The sequence below is a fragment of the Phycisphaerae bacterium genome (genome assembly GCA_017999985.1).
Taxonomy (GTDB): domain Bacteria; phylum Planctomycetota; class Phycisphaerae; order UBA1845; family Fen-1342; genus JAGNKU01.
Genome location: JAGNKU010000007.1, coordinates 142,293 through 162,894 on the forward strand (window position 1 = coordinate 142,293; position 20,602 = coordinate 162,894).

At 69.0% G+C, this 20,602-nt stretch carries 16 protein-coding genes; 14 read left to right on the forward strand and 2 right to left on the reverse strand.

What is annotated here, in order from left to right; translation table 11 throughout:
* Nucleotides 1–2 precede the first annotated feature (2 nt).
* Both KA383_11110 and dacB read left to right on the forward strand, forming a co-directional pair.
* Nucleotides 3–1,031, forward strand: coding sequence for an RluA family pseudouridine synthase (locus KA383_11110; GenBank protein ID MBP7746668.1), 1,029 nt, complete (start codon nt 3–5; stop codon nt 1,029–1,031).
* 28 nt (nt 1,032–1,059) lie between these two features.
* Nucleotides 1,060–2,472, forward strand: coding sequence for a D-alanyl-D-alanine carboxypeptidase/D-alanyl-D-alanine-endopeptidase (dacB, locus tag KA383_11115; GenBank protein ID MBP7746669.1), 1,413 nt, complete (start codon nt 1,060–1,062; stop codon nt 2,470–2,472).
* Here dacB and KA383_11120 read toward each other — a convergent pair.
* A complete protein-coding gene (locus tag KA383_11120) occupies nt 2,469–3,638 on the reverse strand; it encodes a DUF2961 domain-containing protein (protein MBP7746670.1) in 1,170 nt (389 codons plus the stop codon). The two genes, dacB and KA383_11120, sit on opposite strands and share 4 nt — an antisense overlap.
* Nucleotides 3,639–3,655: 17 nt before the next feature.
* Nucleotides 3,656–6,358: an O-antigen ligase family protein gene (locus KA383_11125; protein MBP7746671.1), complete on the reverse strand. Its 2,703-nt coding sequence runs from the start codon at nt 6,356–6,358 to the stop codon at nt 3,656–3,658.
* A 158-nt stretch (nt 6,359–6,516) separates the two neighbouring features.
* Between KA383_11125 and murC the strand changes: the two genes are divergently transcribed.
* The 12 genes from murC (at nt 6,517) to KA383_11185 (ending at nt 20,581) form a co-directional block, all read left to right on the forward strand.
* Nucleotides 6,517–7,965, forward strand: a complete 1,449-nt coding sequence (murC, locus tag KA383_11130) for a UDP-N-acetylmuramate--L-alanine ligase (protein MBP7746672.1) — start codon at nt 6,517–6,519, stop codon at nt 7,963–7,965.
* Nucleotides 7,925–8,806: a UDP-N-acetylmuramate dehydrogenase gene (gene murB / locus KA383_11135; protein ID MBP7746673.1), complete on the forward strand. Its 882-nt coding sequence runs from the start codon at nt 7,925–7,927 to the stop codon at nt 8,804–8,806. The genes murC and murB overlap by 41 nt, the downstream gene beginning before the upstream one ends.
* A 14-nt stretch (nt 8,807–8,820) precedes the next feature.
* Nucleotides 8,821–9,768: a D-alanine--D-alanine ligase gene (locus KA383_11140; GenBank protein ID MBP7746674.1), complete on the forward strand. Its 948-nt coding sequence runs from the start codon at nt 8,821–8,823 to the stop codon at nt 9,766–9,768.
* A gap of 68 nt (nt 9,769–9,836) precedes the next feature.
* Nucleotides 9,837–10,715: a hypothetical protein gene (locus tag KA383_11145; GenBank protein ID MBP7746675.1), complete on the forward strand. Its 879-nt coding sequence runs from the start codon at nt 9,837–9,839 to the stop codon at nt 10,713–10,715.
* A gap of 35 nt (nt 10,716–10,750) precedes the next feature.
* On the forward strand, nt 10,751–11,563 hold the full coding sequence (locus KA383_11150) for a hypothetical protein (protein MBP7746676.1): 813 nt from the start codon (nt 10,751–10,753) through the stop codon (nt 11,561–11,563).
* Nucleotides 11,564–11,716: 153 nt separating this feature from the next.
* The gene (locus KA383_11155; GenBank protein ID MBP7746677.1) at nt 11,717–12,385 is read left to right on the forward strand and encodes a hypothetical protein; all 669 of its coding nucleotides are present in this window, start codon (nt 11,717–11,719) and stop codon (nt 12,383–12,385) included.
* 311 nt (nt 12,386–12,696) lie between these two features.
* The gene (locus tag KA383_11160; GenBank protein ID MBP7746678.1) at nt 12,697–14,835 is read left to right on the forward strand and encodes a threonine--tRNA ligase; all 2,139 of its coding nucleotides are present in this window, start codon (nt 12,697–12,699) and stop codon (nt 14,833–14,835) included.
* Nucleotides 14,836–14,900: 65 nt separating this feature from the next.
* Nucleotides 14,901–15,566, forward strand: coding sequence for a translation initiation factor IF-3 (infC, locus tag KA383_11165; GenBank protein ID MBP7746679.1), 666 nt, complete (start codon nt 14,901–14,903; stop codon nt 15,564–15,566).
* A 117-nt stretch (nt 15,567–15,683) separates the two neighbouring features.
* Entirely contained in the window at nt 15,684–16,574 is an 891-nt protein-coding gene (locus tag KA383_11170) for an NAD(P)-dependent oxidoreductase (GenBank protein ID MBP7746680.1), read from the forward strand.
* A 77-nt stretch (nt 16,575–16,651) separates the two neighbouring features.
* Nucleotides 16,652–17,860 carry a nickel pincer cofactor biosynthesis protein LarC gene (gene larC / locus KA383_11175; protein ID MBP7746681.1) on the forward strand — a complete coding sequence of 403 codons (1,209 nt, stop codon included), beginning with the start codon at nt 16,652–16,654 and terminating at the stop codon, nt 17,858–17,860.
* Nucleotides 17,829–18,473, forward strand: a complete 645-nt coding sequence (locus KA383_11180; protein ID MBP7746682.1) for a hypothetical protein — start codon at nt 17,829–17,831, stop codon at nt 18,471–18,473. Before larC ends, KA383_11180 begins: the two co-directional genes overlap by 32 nt.
* A 116-nt stretch (nt 18,474–18,589) precedes the next feature.
* Entirely contained in the window at nt 18,590–20,581 is a 1,992-nt protein-coding gene (locus KA383_11185; GenBank protein ID MBP7746683.1) for a polysaccharide deacetylase family protein, read from the forward strand.
* Nucleotides 20,582–20,602: the final 21 nt, after the last annotated feature.

Genomic DNA, 20,602 nt, shown 5'->3' on the forward strand with positions numbered 1-20,602 from the left:
CCGTGAAGCCCGAAGAAGAGGATATCCTCGAGCGACCGATTCCCATCGACGAGGACCAGGCGGAGCGTGTCCGGCTCCGAATCCGCCGCAAGCTGCCCGGACGGCGCCTGGACAAGTACCTGCACGCCCGCTTCCCGCGCCTGTCGCGCACCGCGATTCAGCGCTTGATCAAGCAGGGCGCCATCACCGTCAACGGTCAGCCCACCAAGTCCAGCTATGAGATGTGCGGCGGCGACGTCGTCGAGCTCGTCATTCCACCGCCCGAGCCGCGCGAGGTCGTGCCCGAGAACATCCCGCTCGACATCATCTACGAGGACGAGCACATCCTCGCGATTAACAAGCGCACCGGGATCATCTGCCATCCGGCCCGCGGCGATCAGACCGGCACCATCGCCAACGCCCTCGTCTACTACGCCAACCAACTCAGCCACGGCGAGGACCCGTTCCGCCCCGGCATCGTCCATCGCCTCGACAAGAACACTACCGGCGTCATGCTGGTCGCGAAGACCGACGAGGCCCACTGGCGATTGTCGCTGCAGTTCGAACGCCGCACCGTCCAGAAGACGTATCTCGCCATCGTGCACGGCTGCCCCCACCTCGACGGCGACACGATCGACGCCCCGATCGGCGTACATCCCGTCGTCCGCGAGAAGTTCGCCGTCATGGTCCGCGAGAACAAGATCGACGTGGCCAAGCACGCGGTCACGCACTACGAGGTCGCCGAGCGCTACAAGGGCTACGCCCTCGTGCAGCTCTTTCCGAAGACCGGCCGGACGCACCAGTTGCGCGTGCACATGTCGCACATCGGCCACCCGATCGTCGGCGACACGATGTACGGCGGGCGCGTCATCAGCGAATTCGACCTCACCGGCACGGGCTCCGTCGAGCCGCTCTTCGCGCACCAGGCGCTGCACGCCTGGCGCATCGCGTTCCGGCATCCCATTCACGAACGCCCCATGGAAATCGAGGCCCCGTTCCCACCCCCGTTCAGGACGCTGGTGAACCTGTTGCGGAGTCTGAGTAGTGCTTGATTACGGTTCCCCTTCGCGCCGAACCCGATTGCTCACCGCGCGCTTCACGGTAACCGCGCTGCTTGGATTCCTTGCGGCGCCGCCGGCCTGGGCCCAGCCTGCGGCGCTCACCGCGCGCCTTGACGAACGGCTCGCGCGCGTCCCGCAGAACACGCGCATCGGCCTGCTGGTCGCCGAGGCCGACAGCGGCGCCGTGTGGTACGCCCACGACGCCGACGCCCTGCTCAAGCCCGCCAGCGTCCAGAAGCTTTTCGTGACTGCCGCCGCGCTCGAGCGCTTCGGCCCGGACTTCCGCTTCGAGACGCGGCTCTACGCGCGCGGCGATGAAGTGTGGATTCTGGGCGGCGGCGATCCGGGCTTCGGCGACGAGCGCATCGAGCAGCGCCAGAATTGCCGCCTGACACGCATCTTCGATGAATGGGCCGCCGCCCTGCGCGCCCAAGGCACGACCGCGATCGGCAAGCTCGTCCTAGACGACTCGATCTTTGACGCGCTGGTCCGCCACCCCGACTGGCCCGACGACCAGTCCGACCGCTGGTACCAGGCCCCCGTCGGCGGGCTGAACATCAACAACAACTGCCTGGACGTCACCGTCGTCGTCCGCGGCCGCGACATTTCGCTGCGCCTGCACCCGGACGTGTCCACCGAGCTCATCCGCAACACCCTGCAACGCGGCAAGCAGCAACGCCCCGTGCTGAAGCGTCCTCCCAATAGCGACGTGTTCCAGCTTTCGGGCACCGTCACCCGCGGCGGCCCGCTCGACCCCGTCTGCGTGAATCAGCCCACGATGTTTTTCGCGCACGCGGTCCGCGCCGCCCTGCAGCAGCGTGGCATCAGCATTCGCGGCGACGTCGTGCGCCGCCAGCTCACCGCGCCGGAACTGGCCGGCGCCAAGCTGCTCGCCACGCACGCCACCGCCCTTCCCGACGTGCTGTGGCGCTGCAACACGTTCAGCCAGAACATGTTCGCGGAATCCCTCCTCAAGTCGCTGGCCGCCTATGGACCCGACGGTCAGCGTGGCAACGCCTCGGGCAGTTGGGATGCGGGCCGCGCGCTCGCACGCGCGACACTCGAACGGCTCGGTATCGACATGACCGGCGCGACGCTCCGCGACGGCAGCGGCCTCAGCCACGACAACCGCGCCACCGCCACGCAGTTCACCCGCCTGCTCATTCGCATGCGCCGCCATCCGCACGCGGACGTCTTCCTCAAGAGCCTCGCCGCCGCGGGCGAAGAGGGCTCCATGCAACGCCGCTACGGCGACCCCGCCCTGCGTGGTCGGCTGCGCGGCAAGACCGGCACCATCGCCGGCGTGCATACGTTCGCGGGGTATCTCACCCGCCCCGATGGCACCGTCCTGGCGGTCGCCGTCCTGGTCAACGGCCCCGCGGCCAACAATCTCCCGCCCGACGTCTGCAAGCTGCTTGCCACGGTCGATTAGCGTCGTCGCCGGGCCCGCGTGGCTGTCTTGGGTGGCGCTGCCGGCGTGCCTGGCGCCGGGACAAACGGCGGCCAGTCCGGCCGCGCCAACCGCTTCGCCGCCGGCAGCAGCTTGGGGAACTTGCCGTGCGGCTCGAACTGGTACCAGTACGCCGTGCTGCTGTAGTCGTTGCTCAGCTTGTTGTTGTGCCCATGCTCGATCGTCACCCGGATCGACCGGTTGAACCGGATCGGATCCAGCACGTGAAAACGATACAGCGAGTTCTTGCCGCGAAACGGCCAGTGCTGGTCCGCCTCGCCCCACTGCGGCGAGCCGCTGTATTGCGTGATTCCGGTATAGGGCGAGCTGTACTCCGTCCGGGGGCAGTATGCGCCGCTGAAGTAGTCCTCGGTCCCCGTGCCGTGCAGGCTCGGCGGCCACGGCTCGCCGTCGATGAAGATCATGTCGTCGCCTTCGCCGTACCAGTCGTTCTTCTCGCGCTGGAAGCAGTCCACGTCCAGGTGGCAGCCGACGTACTGTCCGCGCCCGCGCGCTTCAAGAATGACATAGTTCTCCGCCCCGGTCGTGTTCGGCGTGGCCCAGGCGCGCTTCAGGTGCGCGACATTCGGCGGCCCTTTGATATCCTGCCGCCCCCACCCCTGCGTCGGATTCTCACGCCGCCATTGCGCGTGAAAATACGCCAAGTCCGCTTCCCAGCGCGGGTACAGCTCGTAGTCGACGTAGAAGAAGATCTCGATCGGCTCGCGCCATTCGTTGTGAACCTCGAGGCGTGCCCGCCGGCGAAACGGCATCGGGAACCAGCAGTTCATCCCGCGCCCGCCATCCGGATTCATCTGCAGCGGCGCCGACCAGAAATTCCGGCAGATGCCGAACCCGCCGCCGAAGAAATCGGCCAGCGGCACCTCGACGCTGGGCGTTCGCTCGTCGTCCCACCACATCCGCAGCACCATGCTGCGCATCGCGTCGCGATTGTGGGCATGGCTGCACGTGCTCCAGATATGCTTGATGCACGCGGGACCGTCGATCGCCGCCAGCACGAGCCGCTTGCCTGGCGCCACCGGGATCGCGTCGTGGTTGCCGCCCGTGCGGTCAAAGCTGCTGCACCGTTTGGACTTGAAGTCGCGGATCTGAGCGAGCGCGCTTAACGACGAAAGACCGATCTGCATGACTGACTCCTACTTGTCTAACCAGGGCTGCCGCTGCTCGTCGCGGGCCCGCACAACACGGGAAACCGCGGACACAGCGTGGCCCGCACGCAATCCAAGACCTCCGCGGGACTGCCCCGCGCAGTCGCCTCGGCCAGCAGACGCTCCAAGGCGTCGGCGGTCGATTCCGGCGTGGCGCCGATGGCCTGCAGGCCTTCCTCAAGCTGCCCCGCGGCCAGCCGAGAGAACGCCAGTTGCCGCTGAAACGGGCCGACCAGCTCCTCGTACTTCTGCTCCTGGATCACCGGCAACCGCCGAATGGCCTCATCTACCAACCGGGCCGCCTCTTCCGCCCGCGCTGCCCCGCCGCGCAGCAGGTAATCGGCCTGCTCCGCCAGCGCTACCGACTGCAGCGTCGGAAACCGCGGACGCAGCGGCGCGTAAAGCTCCGCGGCGCGCGCCGCTCGTTCGGCCGCGCCGACCAGATCGCCGCGCAGCGCCAGCCACGCCGCCGCCAGGCGCTGTGTCTCCCCCGCGCGGGACGCGATGATCGCTTCGATGTCCGTCTCGGGCGTGATCGGTCCGGCCGCCGCCACAAACTGGCTCAGCACCGCCTCGAAGCCCGGCTGACTCCCCAGTTGACGTAGCACGTGCGTCCAGAACTGCTGCGCGCCGCGCCGGCTCTCCGCCACGAACGGCAGCGTGTCCATGAACCGCAGCGCATCGCGCAGCAGGCCCACGTGCGCGTCCAGCCCCGCCGGGTAGCGCGTCAGCGCCAACAGGGTGTCCACGTCGAACGGCGTCCGCTCCCGTTGCCGCAGCCAGGCCCGCCGGGCCCGCTCCGCCCACTCGGCGGCCGCCTGCGGCGCCGCCTGTCCATTCACCACAGCCAGCCACTCGGCGCACCGCGCCGCCGTCGCGTCCGTCTGCTCCAGCGCCGGGGTCACTTGAGTGAGTTCCAGCGCCTCGCCATACGCCGCCTCCGCCAGCGGCGCCGCTTTCGCTGCCGTCGCTGGTGACGGTTCGGCGATGAAGGCGCGCATCGCCTCACGCGCCATCCCCACGCGGTACTCCAGCGCCGCCTTGCGCGCGGCCGTCACCCGCACCGGATCCAGCAACCGCGACTCCGCCACGCGAATCGCCGCCTCGGCCGCTGCATAGTCCTGCCGGAGTTCGGCGACCGACGCCGCTTGCTCCGCGACCACGCCGGACCAGTTGCGCAGCCCCGCCCAGCCGGCCGCCCCGGATGCCGCGAGGCAGACCAGCGCCGCCAGCACCCACGAATGCTTGGCAGGCGTGCCGGCCGCGTGCGAAGCCGCACCCGCGCCACGCGGCGTCAACGGCCCCGCCACCGCCCACAACGCCCCCAACAGCGTGAAAAGGATCGGCGCCGCCCCCGGCAGGCGCAGCGACACCCCCGTCAGCGCGTCGGCCATCAACGCCGCAATGCTGCCCGTTAGCGCTAGATGGAGCCAGCGCTCCCGCCCCGGTGTGCTGGCCCGCAGCAAGGCCGACGCCGCAAACAGCGACGCCACGAACCCGCCGACATACGTCACGCCCCCGAGCAGGCCGATCTCCGTGAGCACCTCCAGCACTTCGTTGTGTGCATGCTCCACGATTTCGCCCATGAACGCCGCCGGGTCGAGCGCCCGGTCGCGAACTGCATAGACGCCGGCCAGACGCGGGTATGAGCCGGCCCCCTGCCCGGCCATCCGCGCCCACGACGACGCATTCCACAGCTCGGACGCATACCGCCAGGCGTAGATCCGGAAGCGGACGGTTGCGCCGCGCGCCATGGTCACGTCCAGGTGCGAGCTGTGGAACCACCACGTGCCGGCCCCCATCACGCCCAGTGCAAACACCAGCGACAACGCCCAGCGCAGCCGCCGCCCCACCTGAAACAGCCCGATCACGACCAGCCCGGCCGCCAGCCCCAGCAGCGCTCCCCGCGCCCCCGTCAGCACCTGGCACCAGATCAGCGGTACCAGCATCACACCCGCCCACGCCGCCCGCCCGAGCGCGCCGCGACGCCGCTCACGGACGAACTCGAGGACCGCCGACACCCCCGTCGCCACCGCGATCAACACCCCCGGCAGCAGCACCGCCGCCAGCACATTGGGGTTCCCGATCGGGAACCCGGGCCGGTGCGCGGGATTGCGTTCGTGCACGTACCAGATGCACAAGACCGCCCCCAGCGCCGAGATCGCCGTCAGCCCATGGAGCAGCCCCGGCAGGTGCCGGCGTTGCAGCGTGCCCGCCAGGCTCACCGCCCAGCACAGGTGCAGCGCGTAAAGCAGCGCCTGCCCCCGCGCGATCGCCGCGTCGCCCGCCCACAGGCTGCTGAGCAGGGAGAGCAGCACCCACCCCGCCAGCAACAACTGCGCCGACCCCGCCGGCCCAGACCGCAGGGGGCCCACGGCCGCCCGGGTCAGCAGCGTGCACGCCGCCAGCAGCAGCATCCCCAGGGCCGCCGCCAGGTGAAACACCAGATCCTTCACTTCCACCCCCCGGACCGTGGCCAGCCGGCCGTTCAAGGACATCCACTCCGTCAGCCGATGCAGCAGGGAGTGAGGACTCCAGGGGATCGCACCAGGATAGGTCTGCCCCGGCGGCGGACTGAGCAGGAAGAACGTGCCGGCGAGCAGCAGCCACGCCAGCAGCAGTGCGGTCCGCGAGCAGGTGCGCGCCGCGGACCCGGGCGGATCGGTGTGTGTGGCCGCGAGCGCGATTTCGGTATTCACAGCCCTGCGCACCTGCTACAATGCCCGGCGCGGTCACGAGCTTGCGGTTCGTCACGGATGGCGAACAACCGCGCCCCAGAAGCGGAGAGTATAGCCTCGATCCTCCAAGCGACGAGCCCCTCTGGGCCAAACATGGATGCGACGGATGGGCGGTACGTATGACGCAAGTTGCCGTTTCGATGAGCGCCCCGCGCTGCGATTCGCGCGTGATTCCCGGCGAGCTTGAAAAACTGCGCATTCACCTGGTCGGCATCGGCGGCTGCGGCATGTCCGCGCTCGCCACCCTGTTGCTGCGCCGCGGCACGCGCATCAGCGGCACCGATGCACGCGCATCGGCCGAGCTGGAACGCCTCGCCGCGTGCGGCGCGCACGTGACCACCGTGCAGACCGCTGCCGCGCTTCCGCCCGGCGCCGAGCTGGTCGTCGCGTCCGCCGCCATCCCCGCGGACCACCCGGAGCTGCTCGAGGCGCGCCGCCGCGGTGTGCCCATCGTCAAGTACGCCGAGCTGCTCGGCGCGGTCATGTCACGCTACGACGGCATCGCCATCAGCGGCACCCACGGCAAGAGTACGACCACCGCCTGGCTCGCGTTCGTTCTCCGCCAGGCCGGCCGCGACCCCAGCTTCGTCGTCGGCGCGACGGTCGCGCAGCTCGGCGGCGGCAGCGGCGCCGGCGCCGGCCGGCACTTCGTGGCCGAAGCCTGCGAGTACGACCGATCGTTCCTGAACCTGCGTCCCCGGCGGGCGGTGATCCTGAACATCGAGGAAGACCACCTCGACTGCTACAAGGACATCGACGCCATCCGCGCGGCCTTCGCGGCCTTCGCCCAACAGGTGCCCGACGACGGGCTGGTGGTGCTCAATGCCCAGGACGTCCGCTGTCGCGCGCTGCGGCCCGCAGTCACCGCGCGCGTGGAGACGTTCGGGTGTGACGAGCACGTTACCTGGCGTGCCACCGACATCACGCTCATCGACGGCCGCTATGCCTTCAACGTCGTCCACGACGGCACGCTGCTCGGTCGCGTGCACCCGGCCCTGCCCGGCCGTCACAACGTGGACAACGCCCTCGCCGTCATCGCGCTGGCCCACGACAGCGGCGTGCCGTGGTCGGAGATGCAGCGCGGCCTGCACGAGTTCGCGGGCGCCCGGCGGCGGCTGGAGCTGCGCGGCGAAGTGGCCGGACGGACGATTCTGGATGACTACGCCCACCACCCGACCGAAATTCGCGCGACGCTCAAAGCCGCCCGCGAGCGCTTCAATCCGAAGCGGCTGTGGTGTGTCTTCCAGCCGCACCAACACTCGCGCACGCGCTTCCTACTGACCGATTTCGCGCAGAGCTTCAGCTACGCCGACCGCGTCGTCGTCCCCGACATTTACTTCGTCCGCGACAGCCAGCGCGAGCGCGAGCTGGTCTGCGCGCAGGACCTCGTCAACGAGATTCAGGGCCGCGGCGGCGACGCCACGTTCATCCCGCAGTTTGACGCGATCGTCGCGCTGCTGGCCCAGGAAACGCAGCCGGGGGATATCATTCTGACCATGGGCGCTGGAAACATCTGGAAGGTCGCCGATGAGCTGGTGCAGCGGCTTGGAGGACATCTGCCGGCGTGATGTCCCGCTGTCCGAGCACACCTGGTACGGGCTCGGCGGGCCGGCCCGCTGGTTCGTCACTCCCCGCAGCGAGGACGAGCTGGCGACCGTCCTGGCGCGCTGTGCCGCGCAGGCCGTTCCCTGGCGCATCCTCGGCCGCGGCGCCAACGTCCTCGTCCGCGACGCAGGCGTCGACGCCGCCGTCATTCACCTGACCGGCCGCGCCTGGGAAGCCATCCGTTTTGAAGACCCACTGGTCCACGTCGCCGGCGGGGCGGATTTCACGCGGGTCGTGAAGCAGGCAGTCGAGCGCGGGCTGGTCGGCCTCGAAAACCTCGCCGGCATCCCCGGCAGCATGGGCGGCATCATCCACATGAACGCCGGCGGGCGCTACGGCTCGATCGCGCAGTACGTCCGCGACGCGCACCTCATGACCCCGGACGGCCAACGCCTGACCCGCAGCGCGGCGCAGCTTGGTTTCACCTATCGCCACTGTGCGCTCGCGGGCGCCATCGTCACCGCGGTGACGCTCGCGCTGCAGCCCGGCGACCGCGCTGCGGCGCGCGCGCGCTTCCGCGAAATCTGGACCGCGAAGCACGCCACCCAGCCGCCCGTGTCCGCAAAGTCCGCCGGTTGCATCTTCAAGAATCCCCCCGGCCACGCCGCCGGCAAGTTGATCGACGAGGCCGGTCTCAAAGGCACGCGCCGCGGCGGCGCGGAGATCAGCCCGCGCCACGCGAACTTCATCGTGGCTCACCCTGGCGCGCGGACCCAGGACGTGTTAGACTTGATCGCACTCGTCCAGGAGCGTGTGTATCACGCCACCGGCCTGACCCTGGAGCTCGAGGTCGAGCTCTGGTGAAGGGAGTTTTCGGCATGCCTAGTCCATCGTCGGCCAATCCGCCGGCCCGCCCGCGCAAGTTGCGCGTGACCGTCCTCTGCGGCGGCCCCAGCGCCGAGCGCGAGATCAGCCTCGCTTCCGGCCAGGCCGTCGCGGAAGCGCTGCGCCGCAACGGTCACGACGTGTTCGTCGCGGACATCGGCCCCGACCAGCTCGCGGCCCTCGATCAGCCCGCCGACGTCGTGTTCCCTGCTCTCCACGGCCCCTTCGGTGAAGACGGGACGGTACAGCGCTTGCTCGCCGAGCGCGACCTGCCGTTCGTGGGGTCCGATGCCCGCGCCTCCGCGCTGGCGATGGACAAGGCCGCGACGAAGGAAGCCGTCATCGCCGCCGGCATCCCAACACCAGCCTACGAAGTGTGGGACGCCGTCACGCTGCGCACGCGGCCAGCTCCCCGCCTGAGCTGGCCCGTGATCGTCAAGCCGGTGGACCAGGGCAGCAGCGTCGCGACCAACATCGTCCGCGAAGCCGCCGGCTTCCCGCCGGCCGTCCGCCTGGCCGTGGACCAGTTCGGCCGGGCCCTCGTGGAACAGTTCATCGCCGGCGAGGAAATCACGGTGGGCATCCTCGGCGACCAGGCCCTGCCGCCGATCTGCATCCGCCCCAAGCGCCAATTCTACGACTTCGAGGCCAAATACCGGGACAACGCGACCGAATACTTGTTCGACGCCGGCTATCCGGCGCGCGTCTTCGAGGACGCGCAGGCGCTCAGCCGGCAGGTGTTCGCGCGGCTCGGCTGTCGCCACTTGGCGCGCATCGACTGGATGGTGGACCAGGAACAGCGGCTGTGGTTCCTCGAAGTGAACACGTTGCCGGGCTTCACGAGCCATTCGCTGGTGCCGAAAGCTGCGGCCCGCGCGGGTCTCTCGTTCGACGCCCTCGTCGACCGCCTCGTGTACATGGCCCTCGGGGAGTCATCGTGAAAGGAGCCGCCCCGCGACGCCCGCTGACGCGCAACGCGATCACCACGTCGCGCCGGAGCGCCGCATCGGTGACAACCTGGCCCCTGTGGCAGAAGCTCGGCCGGGTCCTCGGCTGGGCACTCACCTTCGCCGCGGTTGGCTGGGGCCTGCAACGGCTGGGCGCGTTCGTGCTCGCCCCCCGCCCCGACATCGAGTGCCGCCTGGAATGGCTGGATCTGCCGCCGTGGCTCTCCGCTCCCGCGGGGGCGCCCATGCTGCGCCAGATCCAGGACGCCGCCGGCCTGGCGCCCAGCGACGATATCCACGACCCCATGCTCTGCCAGCGCGTCGCCGAGGGCCTGCTGAACTCCGCCTGGGTGGCCGAGATCAAGCGCGTGACCAAGCACCCGGACGGCCGCATCCGTGTCCAGGCCGTCTACCGCGACCCGTTCGCATTTGTCGAAGCCGGGGGCGTGGCATACCTGGTTGATCGCCACGGCGTGCGTCTGCCGTACCAGCACGACCTGGCTGTGATCGAGGCACTCGATCCCAACGTGTGGAACAACTGGCTGCTCATCACCGGCGTGAGCGAGCCCGTTCCGGAGGTGGGCCGCGCCTGGCCCGGCCCCGATCTCGCCGCCGGACTGCGCCTCGTCGACTATTTGAAAGAAGCGACTTCGCGCGGGGAAGTGCCGTTCCGCTCGTCGCTGCGTACGGTCAACGTGGCGAACTACAGCCAGCGCAAGTTCCAATACGAGGGCCGACTCCGCATCGGCTTGATTTATGCGGGGTACTATATTCATTGGGGCCTGCCGCCTGGCGAGGAAGCCGGGATCGAGCCCCCCGCGAGCCGCAAGCTGCAGTTGCTGGCGTACGAATATGCGACCCACGGCCAACTGCCCGTGAACGATCTGGATGTCCGCTACTTCGAAAAGGCGCGCCCCGGAAAACCGGGGCTTCGGCACTGAGCCCTGTGCCCGGCGAAAGCCGAGGAGTGCGATCTATGCCTACCAATGACTGGCCACGCATGGTCTTCGACGCCCTCAAAGAGCACATCCCGCCGGGCGCTGAGTGGGTCCCGCTGGCCGCGGCCGGCCTGACCGCTGCGATCGGACTCGTTTTCATGGTGAAGGGCGCCCGCCTCGCGCCGTACCTCGCCGCCCTCGTGTTCGCGGCACTGGGCGCCGGCGCCGGGCCGCTGATCGCGCACTACGGCGGGACGCCGCTCTGGCCGACCGTCGCCGGCGCGGGCGCCGTGGGACTCGTGCTGGGCGTACTGCTCTTCCGCGTGTGGCTCGCCGTGCTCGTGGGCACCTGCCTCACACTCGCGTCGCTGTCCATTTACAGCGGGCAGGTTTTGCGCAACCCCCTGAACGAGTATCTCACCGCCGGCCTGAATAGCGAGCAACAACTCGTCACGCTTCCGGACGCCGCCAATGCCGCCGCGTCCACCGACTGGCAGGCCAAGCTGACCGATCTATGGAACTACCTGGGCACCCACGTGCCGAACTTCCAGGTCAGCATTGTTGCCATCGCCATCTCAACCGGACTCGCCGGCCTGGTCTTCGGTCTCGCCCTGCCCAAGATGGCCCGCGCGTTCTGGGCGGCCTCGTTCGGCACCGCCCTGCTCGCCGTCGCCGCGCTGGCCATCATGCAGGTGAGCTGGCCCGCTGGGAAGGAATGGCTCAGCGGCCAGCGCGGCCTCATCGTCGCCGGCGCGCTCTGGCTGATCTCGCTCATCTACAACTGGGCCGATGTGCACGGCCTGCGCGCACCCAAGCCGCCGCCGGCCGAACCGAAGCAGGCCACCGCCTGAGCCGCACACGCTGCCGGGAGGTGTTCTCGGACGTAACCTCAGCACGCACTCCCCGGCCGGATGTCTGCAGCAGGTCGTGATTCGGCCGCCTCTCAAAGTAAACGATATACACCGACAGCCGGACGCTTAATCCATGCGCGCCAGGAGTCACCGTTGCTCCCGTATCAACACGCGGTATTCAGTTGGATCGCCGAGCAGGCGGGCTTGACGGGCGCGGTCATCTTCGCTGCGGGGCTCCTGTCCGCCTTCTACGGCTTCCGCTTCCTCCGTTTCCTCCTGATGATCGCCTGTGCCGGGCTGGGGTACGTGGGCGGGTGGCTGCTCACTGAGCACGTCGGGCAGCCGCCACTCGTCTGCGGCGCCGCCGGCGCGATCGCCGCCGGCCTGCTCGGCCTCGCGTGGCCGACGCCGGCGGTCGCGGTCGGCAGCGGCGGCACCTGGGCCTTGCTGGCCGCGTACATCGGCAGCCAGGTGGGCCTGAAAGGTCCGGCGCTTTGGATCGGCGTGGGGCTGCTCGGCGGTATCGGCCTGCTCATGACACTGGTGTGCCGCCGCGCGATGACCTTGCTGCTGACCAGCCTGCACGGGGCGGCGTGGATGATTATCGGGTTCGTGGGGGCGGCGTGCGCGTTCATGCCCGCCGTCGGGGCCACGTTCAAGAGCTGGGCCAGCGGGCCGTCGTACGTCGTGCCCATCCTGCTGCTGATGCTGGTGGCCACCGGATACTCGTGCCAGGCCAATGCCCGGCAGGGTGATATCCGCAGCGGCGTGCAGGACGGCGTGCGCGTCGCCCCGCCGCGGACCGCGGCGCGCCCGGGGTAGCCGAGCTGTCGAGTTCTTAGTTGACATCCCCGCCCCAGCCGATAAAGTGCTGAGTGTATCATCTGGTGGGACCGTTTCTGGTCACGACCCGGTTCGGGACGCCCAGGTCGCCGCGCCCGGGTACAGGATGGCTGTTTTGTGGCATGATGGATCACGGGGTTGAAACGTGAGCGAGCCGTCCAGCGGAGGGAGCGCCGGCAGCGCGCTCGCCCGCCCGTCCAGTTCGTTCCCGCGTTTCAACGGCCGGCTTCCTACCCGCCATCGCCGGCCTGGCCCCACGCTCCCCACACGCCCATGAGGATCACCTCTCCATGCTGAAGGTGCACCTACCCGACGGCAACGTCGTCGAACATCCCGACGGCGCGTCAGTGCTGGATGTGCTCCAGTCGGTTGCGCCGGGGCTGGCGCGCAAGGCCGTCGCCGCCAAAGTCAACGGCAAGATCGTGGACCTCGCGACGCGCCTCACCGGCCCGGAGGTCACACTCGTCGCGCTCAAGCCGGATGATCCGGCCGGGCTCGAGGTGCTCCGTCATAGCTGCGCGCACGTCATGGCCGAGGCCGTCTGCACGCTCTGGCCGGAGACGAAACTCGCCTATGGGCCGCCGGTCGACAACGGCTTCTACTACGACATCGAGCTGGACCACAGCCTGACGCCCGAAGACTTCGTCCGCATCGAAGCCAAGATGGACGAGATCGTGCGGGCCGACCGGCCGTTCACGCGCTATGAGCTGCCGCGCGACGAGGCCCTGGCCAAGCTGCGCGCCGAGGGTAACCCCTACAAGATCGACAACGCGGAGCGCGCCGACGGCAACACGCTCAGCTTCTACACGACCGGCGAGCCTGGTGCGGGTCATTTCGAGGATCTCTGCCGTGGCCCGCATGTCCCCAGCACCGGCCGCATCGGCGCCTACAAGGTCATGCAGGTGGCCGGCGCCTACTGGCACGGCGACTCCAGCAAGCAGATGCTCCAGCGCGTCTACGGCACGACCTTCCCCGACAAGAAGGCGCTGAAAGCCCACCTTGAGCAGCTCGAGGAAGCCAGGAAGCGCGACCACCGCAAACTCGGCCAGGAGCTCGGCCTGTTCACCATCGACCCGCTGGTCGGCACGGGCCTGGTGCTCTGGAAGCCCCGCGGGGCCGTCATCCGCCGCGTGCTGGAAGCCTACATCCTCGACGAACTGCTCAAACGCGGCTACCAGCCCGTGTACACGCCGCAGATCGGCCGCCTGGATTTGTACCGCACGAGCGGACACTTCCCCTACTACAAGGACGCCCAGTATCCGCCGCTGTTCGAGTCGGACCGCGCCCGCCTGCTGAACGCCCTCTGGGAAGTCGCGCACGCATCGAAAGCGGATCACGCGGACGCCGCCGAGATCGCGCTCTTCGAGCGCATCGCCGGCGAATACCCGGAGCTGGCGAAGGCCGGCTATCCGGCGAAGTCGCCCGCGGAGGATCGGCTGCGGCGCATCCGGAGCTGGCTCGCCCAGGAGGACGGCTACCTGCTCCGGCCGATGAACTGCCCGCACCACATCCGCATCTACGCATCGGACGCCCGCAGCTATCGCGACCTGCCCGTGCGCATCGCCGAGTTCGGCCAGGTGTATCGCTACGAGCAGTCCGGCGAAGTCTCCGGCATGACCCGCGTCCGCGGTTTCTGCCAGGACGATGCTCACATTTTCTGCACGCAGGAGCAGTTGCTCGACGAGATCGCGGGCTGCGTGGACATGGCGAAGCTCTCACTGCGGGTCATCGGCCTGAAGGACTACCGCGTGCGCGTCGGCCTGGGCGACGGCAGCGAGAAGTACATCGGCGGGCCCGAGCTCTGGGCCAAGGCCGAGGCCGCCGTGCTCGATGCCGTCCGCACCAGTGGCATGGACCACGTCGTCGAGCGCGGCGAGGCCGCGTTCTACGGCCCGAAGATCGACTTCATCGTGAAGGACTGCATCGGCCGCGAGTGGCAGCTCGGCACCGTGCAGGTGGACTACAACCTGCCCGAGCGCTTCGACCTGAAGTACGTCGGCGAGGACAACCACGAGCACCGGCCGGTGATGATCCACCGCGCGCCATTCGGCAGCATGGAGCGCTTCGTCGGCATCCTCATCGAGCAATTCGCCGGCGCGTTCCCGCTCTGGCTGTCGCCGGTGCAGGTGCGCATCTGCTCGATCAGCGCGAAGTCGAAAGAGTACGCCCAGAAGGTTTTCGAGCTGTGCCGCGCCGCGCCGCTGCGGGCCGAGCTGGACAACAGCGATGACCGCATCGGCAACAAGATCCGGCTGGCCGCACACGCGAAGATTCCGTATATCCTGGTGGTCGGCGAGCAGGAAGCCGCCGAAGGGAAGGTGAACGTCCGCACGCGCGAGGGCAAGCAGTATGGAAGCTTCACGCTGCCCGAGTTCCTGGCCGCGTGCGCCATTGAAATCGCGAACCGGGGCGAAGAGCCCCGTGCCTGAGCTGCCAGGCTCAGGTAGCCCAGCGCGGCCGGCTGCGACCGGCTGCATGAAAGGATGGTGTCTGCATCAATCTGAACTTGCGCTGCAACGAGCAGATTCGCGTCTCGCCGGTGCGCTTGATCGGTGAGAACAACGAACAGCTCGGGATCCTCCCCAATTACGAGGCCCTGCGCCTGGCGCGCGAGGCCGGGGTGGATCTGGTCGAGGTGGCCCCGAACGTGCGGCCACCGGTTTGCCGCCTGATGAACTACGGCAAATGGAAGTACACCCAGAAGAAGAACGTCAAGAAACACCACGAGCAGCAGACCAAGGAAGTGCGCTTGCGGCCCAAGACCGACACGCACGACCGCCAGATCAAGGTTCGCCAGGCCATCAAGTTCTTCAAGAAGGGTGACAAGGTCCAGTTCACGATGGTCTTCCGCGGCCGCGAACGCTTCCGTCGCGAGGTCGCGCTGGACGTCTTCAAGTCGATCCTCGACGAGTTCGGCACGCGCGTGAAGGTGGAACGCCCGCCGTCCATGGACGGCCGGCACATGGTCATGATCCTCTCCGCGCTGAAAGACGCCTTCGGCGACGTCGATGCCAGCGACGAAACCGCCGCGGCGCCGTCGTCGAAACCCGCGCCCGCTCCGCCGCCGGCCTCCGCCGACCCGGCTCCCGGCGCCGAGCAGGCCCCCGCGCTCCAGCACGAGACGCCACCGGCCCTGTCCGTGCCCGAGCCCCAGGGCTGACACCCGCCGGCCAGCGACCGGCGACCACAACCCCGTTCGTATCCACGACCCCGCTTGCAGCCTTCGGCTGAGCGGGGCCGGTGATCGCGTCCACAGTATCAGGGGAAGGACGCCACCATGCGTACGCCATCCACGGCGCTCGGCTTCATCGGCCTGGGCATCATGGGTGCGCCCATGGCCATGCACCTGCTCCACGCCGGCTACCGGCTCTACGTGCACACGCGCACCGCCGCACGCGCCCAGCCCCTGCTCGACGTTGGCGCCGTCTGGTGCGACACCCCCGCTGACGTTGGCCGCCAGTGCAACGTGCTGATCACCATCGTTACCGATACGCCCGACGTCGAAGCGGTCCTTTTCGGCCCCCACGGTGCCGCCGAAACGCTGCCCACTGGTGCCTGCGTCATCGACATGAGCACGATTGACCCGGAGCAGACGCGCGTTTTCGCGCAGCGCCTGGCCGCGCGCGGTGTCACCCTACTCGACGCCCCCGTCACCGGCGGCGACGTCGGGGCCCGCAACGCCACGTTGACCATCATGGTCGGCGGCGACGCAACCGCGTTCGAACGCATCCGGCCCGTATTGGCTCACCTGGGCCGCCGCATCGTGCATGTAGGCCCCAGCGGCAGCGGCCAACTGCTCAAAGCCTGCAACCAGATCCTCTGCGCCGTGAACATGATCGGCGTCTGCGAAGCTCTCACGCTCGCCCGGCGTGCCGGCCTGGATCTCGCACAGGCGATCGAGACGCTGAACTCCGGGGCGGGCGGCTCCTGGGCACTCGGAAACCTCGGCCCCAAGATCGCCGCCGGCGACGACGCCCCGGGCTTCATGATCAAGCTGATGCAAAAGGACCTGCGTATCGTCCAGTCCGTCGCTGCCACGCTCGGCATCACGCTGCCCGGCGCCGCACTGGCACAGCAGTTCTACCGCAGTGTCAGCGCCGAGCCGGAAGGCGCGCGCCTCGGCACGCAGGCCATGATCCACGCGCTCAACCGCCTCAACGACCCCTGAGCCCCGCGCTGTCGCCGAATCCGCCCCCCGCCGCTAGACTCCATGCGCGCCCCATCCGCGGGCGACGAGGTGCCATGATGCGCTGCGCGTACTTCGACTGTTTCTGCGGGGCGGCGGGCGACATGATCCTCGCCGCGCTCGTCCACGCGGGCCTCAAGCTCGATTCCCTGCAGGAGGTCGTCGCCCGCCTGCGTCTGCCCGGCGTGGAGCTCGACGCGGAACCGGTGCGGCGCGGCGGCTTCGCGGCCACGCACGTCACCGTCCACGTCGCGCACGAGGCTCACCACCATCACCGCCATCTGCCTGATATCCTGAAGATCATCGCTGCGGCACAGTTCTCGCCGCGCGTCACGAAGGACGCCGGCCGCGTATTTACGCGCCTCGCCGAAGCCGAGGCCACCGCCCACGGCATCTCCGTCGACAAGGTCCACTTCCACGAGGTCGGCGCCGCCGACGCGATCGTCGATATCGTCGGAGCCTGCGCCGGGCTCGAAGCCCTCGGCATCGAGCAGCTCGTCTGCTCGCCGATCCCCACCGGCAGCGGCACCGTCGAGTGCGCCCACGGCATCCTGCCCGTACCCGCGCCCGCGACGGCCGAGCTTCTCCGCGGCGTACCCCTGGCGGCGTGTGACGCGCCGGGTGAGCTGACTACCCCGACCGGTGCTGCCATCCTCACGACGCTCGCCGAGTCCTTCGGCCCCCTGCCGCCCATGCGCGTAGCCACCATCGGCTACGGCGCCGGAACACGCGAAAATCGCTCCCGGCCCAACATTCTTCGCGTCCTGATCGGCGATCTGCCCGTACCCGCCGGCGACGTACCCGAGTCCATTCTCGTCCTGGAAACGCAGGTGGACGACGCCACGGGGCAGAACGTCGCCTATGCCGTCGAACGGCTCCTGGAAGCGGGTGCGTTGGACGTGTTTACGGTGCCGATAGGAATGAAGAAGGGTCGGCCCGGGCAGCTTGTGACGGTGCTCTGCCGGCCCGCCGACGTCGCCGCGCTCGAGGCGATTCTGTTCGGCGAGACCACGACGCTGGGGGTCCGCCGGCACGAGTGCCAGCGGACGGCGCTGGAGCGTGCGACGCATACTGTGACGACGCGTTTTGGTGCGCTCCGCGTGAAGGTCGGGCGGCGCGGGGACCAGGTCGTGCAGACCTGGCCGGAATACGAGGATTGTGCCGCGGCCGCCCGGACGCATGGCGTGCCCCTGCGGACGGTGCAGGACGCGGCGTTGCGCGAATGGGCCGAACGGCATGCTGGTGACGACGCTCGGGACGCTGGATAGCACGCTCCTGATCCTCGTTGGGGTCATTTGTCTGGCACTCATCGCGATCGCGTTCTTTCGACGCGCCGCGTGGCGCAGCGCGACGGCGCGTGATCTGACGCGCGAGCAACGTGCCCGTCTGCGCGAGCAGCGCGAAGTGTGCCGCACGATGGACGAGTTGCTCGTGCAGCTCGAGGAAGCGTCCCGCCGGATCAGTGCCCAAGCGGACACCCAGTTCGAGCGCTTGCGGGCCGCGATTCGCGACGCCGACGAGCGCATCAACCGCCTGTCACACGCTGGGCCCGTCCGCCAGTCGACCGCCCCGCCGCCAGCGCAGCCGCCGCCGCGACCGCTGGAGGAATTCAAGCCGGGCTTGCCTACGGCCCCGCCGGCCGCACCAGCCGCCGCGCCCGCCCCACCCACCGTCACGCGCGCCGTCGTCAGTGCCGTCGTCCCCGCCGCGCCGCCCGCCGCGGTCTCTTCGCCGCCCCCGACGCCGGCCGACGAAAGGCGCCAGCGCATCTACGAGCTGGCCGACGCGGGAACGTCATTGGTCACAATCGCCGACGTGCTGCAAATCCCGGTCGGCGAGGTCGAGCTGATTCTCAGCCTCCGCACGTTCACAAACACTTAGACAAGATGTCAGTTCTGCCGGCAGCATCGCCGCGGCCCTGCGGTAGAATGCTGCCAGTTCACCCGGCGACGCCGTCGGGCGCGATGATCGCGGCACCGGTGATGGGAACACCCACCATGCGCAAGACCGTAATGACGGCCCCGATGTGCGTCATCCTCGCCTGCGCGCTGATCAGCCAAATGAGCATCGCCGTCGCGCAACCGTCCCGCGCGCTGGGCACGCCGAACGATGTGCCGCTCTGCCTGGCACATGGCAGCGCGCCCGCAGCGGAGCCCACACTGCTCGTCGGCTACGCGTCCGGTCGCGTCGCACGCGTGGGCTGCGCCGCAGGCCAACCCCGCGTCGCCTGGGAAGCCCAGGCCGATGGCGCCATCCTCGCTCTCGTGGAACTCGCCTCGCCAGGACAATCCGGGCGAGACGTCGTCGCCAGCACCGCCACCGGCCGCGTGGTCTGCTTCCGCGGCGACGCCCCGGCCCCCGTCTGGCAGTTTAGATCGACGTGCGAGGTTTCCGCGCTCGCCGGCGTGGCTGATGTCGACGGCGACGGGGCCACCGACCTCGTAGCGGCCGGCGCGGCGCAACGCGTCCACCTGCTCAGCGGCCGCGGCGGCCAGGAACTCTGGTCGCAGCTCTTCGAATCCAAGGAGGGCACCGCGTCCGTGCAGCGGCTCCTGGTCATCGCCGATCAGAATCAAGACGCGCTCCCCGAGGTCGCCGTCTGGCTCTGGAGCGGCGAACTGGCCGTGCTTAGTGGCCGGACCGGAAATCCAATCTGGCGTCGGCCGATCGGCGGCGGCTTCACGGAAGGCTTTGCGCTCGTGCCCGACCTGAACGGCGACGGTGCGGCTGAGCTGCTCGTCGGCGGAAACGACGGCATGGTCCGCGCCTGCTCCCCGCTCGACGGGACCGTCTTGTGGTCCGGCCAGGTCGCCCGGCCAATCCGCGACCTGGCTGTGCAGCCCGCCAGTGCAACGCCGGCCAACGTGTACGTCGCCTCCGCCGGCGGTGAAGTCGCGCGCTTCGATCCCAAGCCGCAGACCACGCCGGATGAGCCGAAATGGACGGTCAGCCTCGGCGACGTTTGCCGCAGCGTAGCGACGACAGTCGATGTGGATAACGACGGCACGCTCGACGTAGCCGCCTGCGCCGAAAATGGCGTGGTCGCACTGCTCTCCGGCCAGACCGGGCAAGTCCTGCAACGCTGGCAGGCCAGCGACGTCGTCCGCACCATCTGCCCAATTTCGACAAGTGACCAGGCGTACATCGCCGCCGCAAGCCTGGATGGCGAAGTGCGCTGGCTCCCTGTGTCCGGCCGCGCATGCGCCACACAGGCGACCAACGCGCCGACGACGCGACCCGACATCAGGGGCCAGCCCCGCCTGATTTCGCCGGCGACTGCGGAAGACCCGCGCGTCATCATCCTCCTCTATCACGACGTGCTCCCCGAGGCGCGCTATCACTACGCCACGTCAGTCGAGAACTTCCAGTCGCAGATGGACGCGCTCGTCCGCGAGAAGTACATCTGTGTCTCGCTCGACCAGATCGCCGACTGGCTCGAGGGCACCGGCGGCTTGCCGGCGCGGGCCGTGTGCATCACGTTCGACGGCCAGTACCAGGGGCAATACACGTACGCCTACCCGATCCTCCGCGCCCGCGGCCTCTTCGCCACGTCCTACATCACAACCGACTGGATCGGCACGCCCAATCACTGTGACTGGCACCAGATTCGCGAAATGGATGAGGCCGGCGTGCTCGATGCACAGAACCACACCATCAATCACCCGATCTTGACGAAGTGCGCGCGCCCCGCTCAGATCGCCCAGCTCACCGGCTGTGATCGCGCGATTGAACGACACGTGAAAACGCCGCTGTGGCGTCATCACGCCTACCCGGCCGGCGTGTACGATCCCTCTGTGCAGGCGCTGCTCCGCGAGCTCGGATTCCGCACCGCGACCACCGTCCGCGCGGGCGCGGTCACCCGCGAAGATGACCGCCTGACGTTGCCGCGCTACACGCTCTGTATCCACAAGACGCTGGCACAGTTCGAAAGCTGGCTGACCGGCAAAGACGCACCGGACGCCGGCCACGGCCAGGCGCCCGCGAAGTGATCTCGCCCCGCTCCCGGCCGC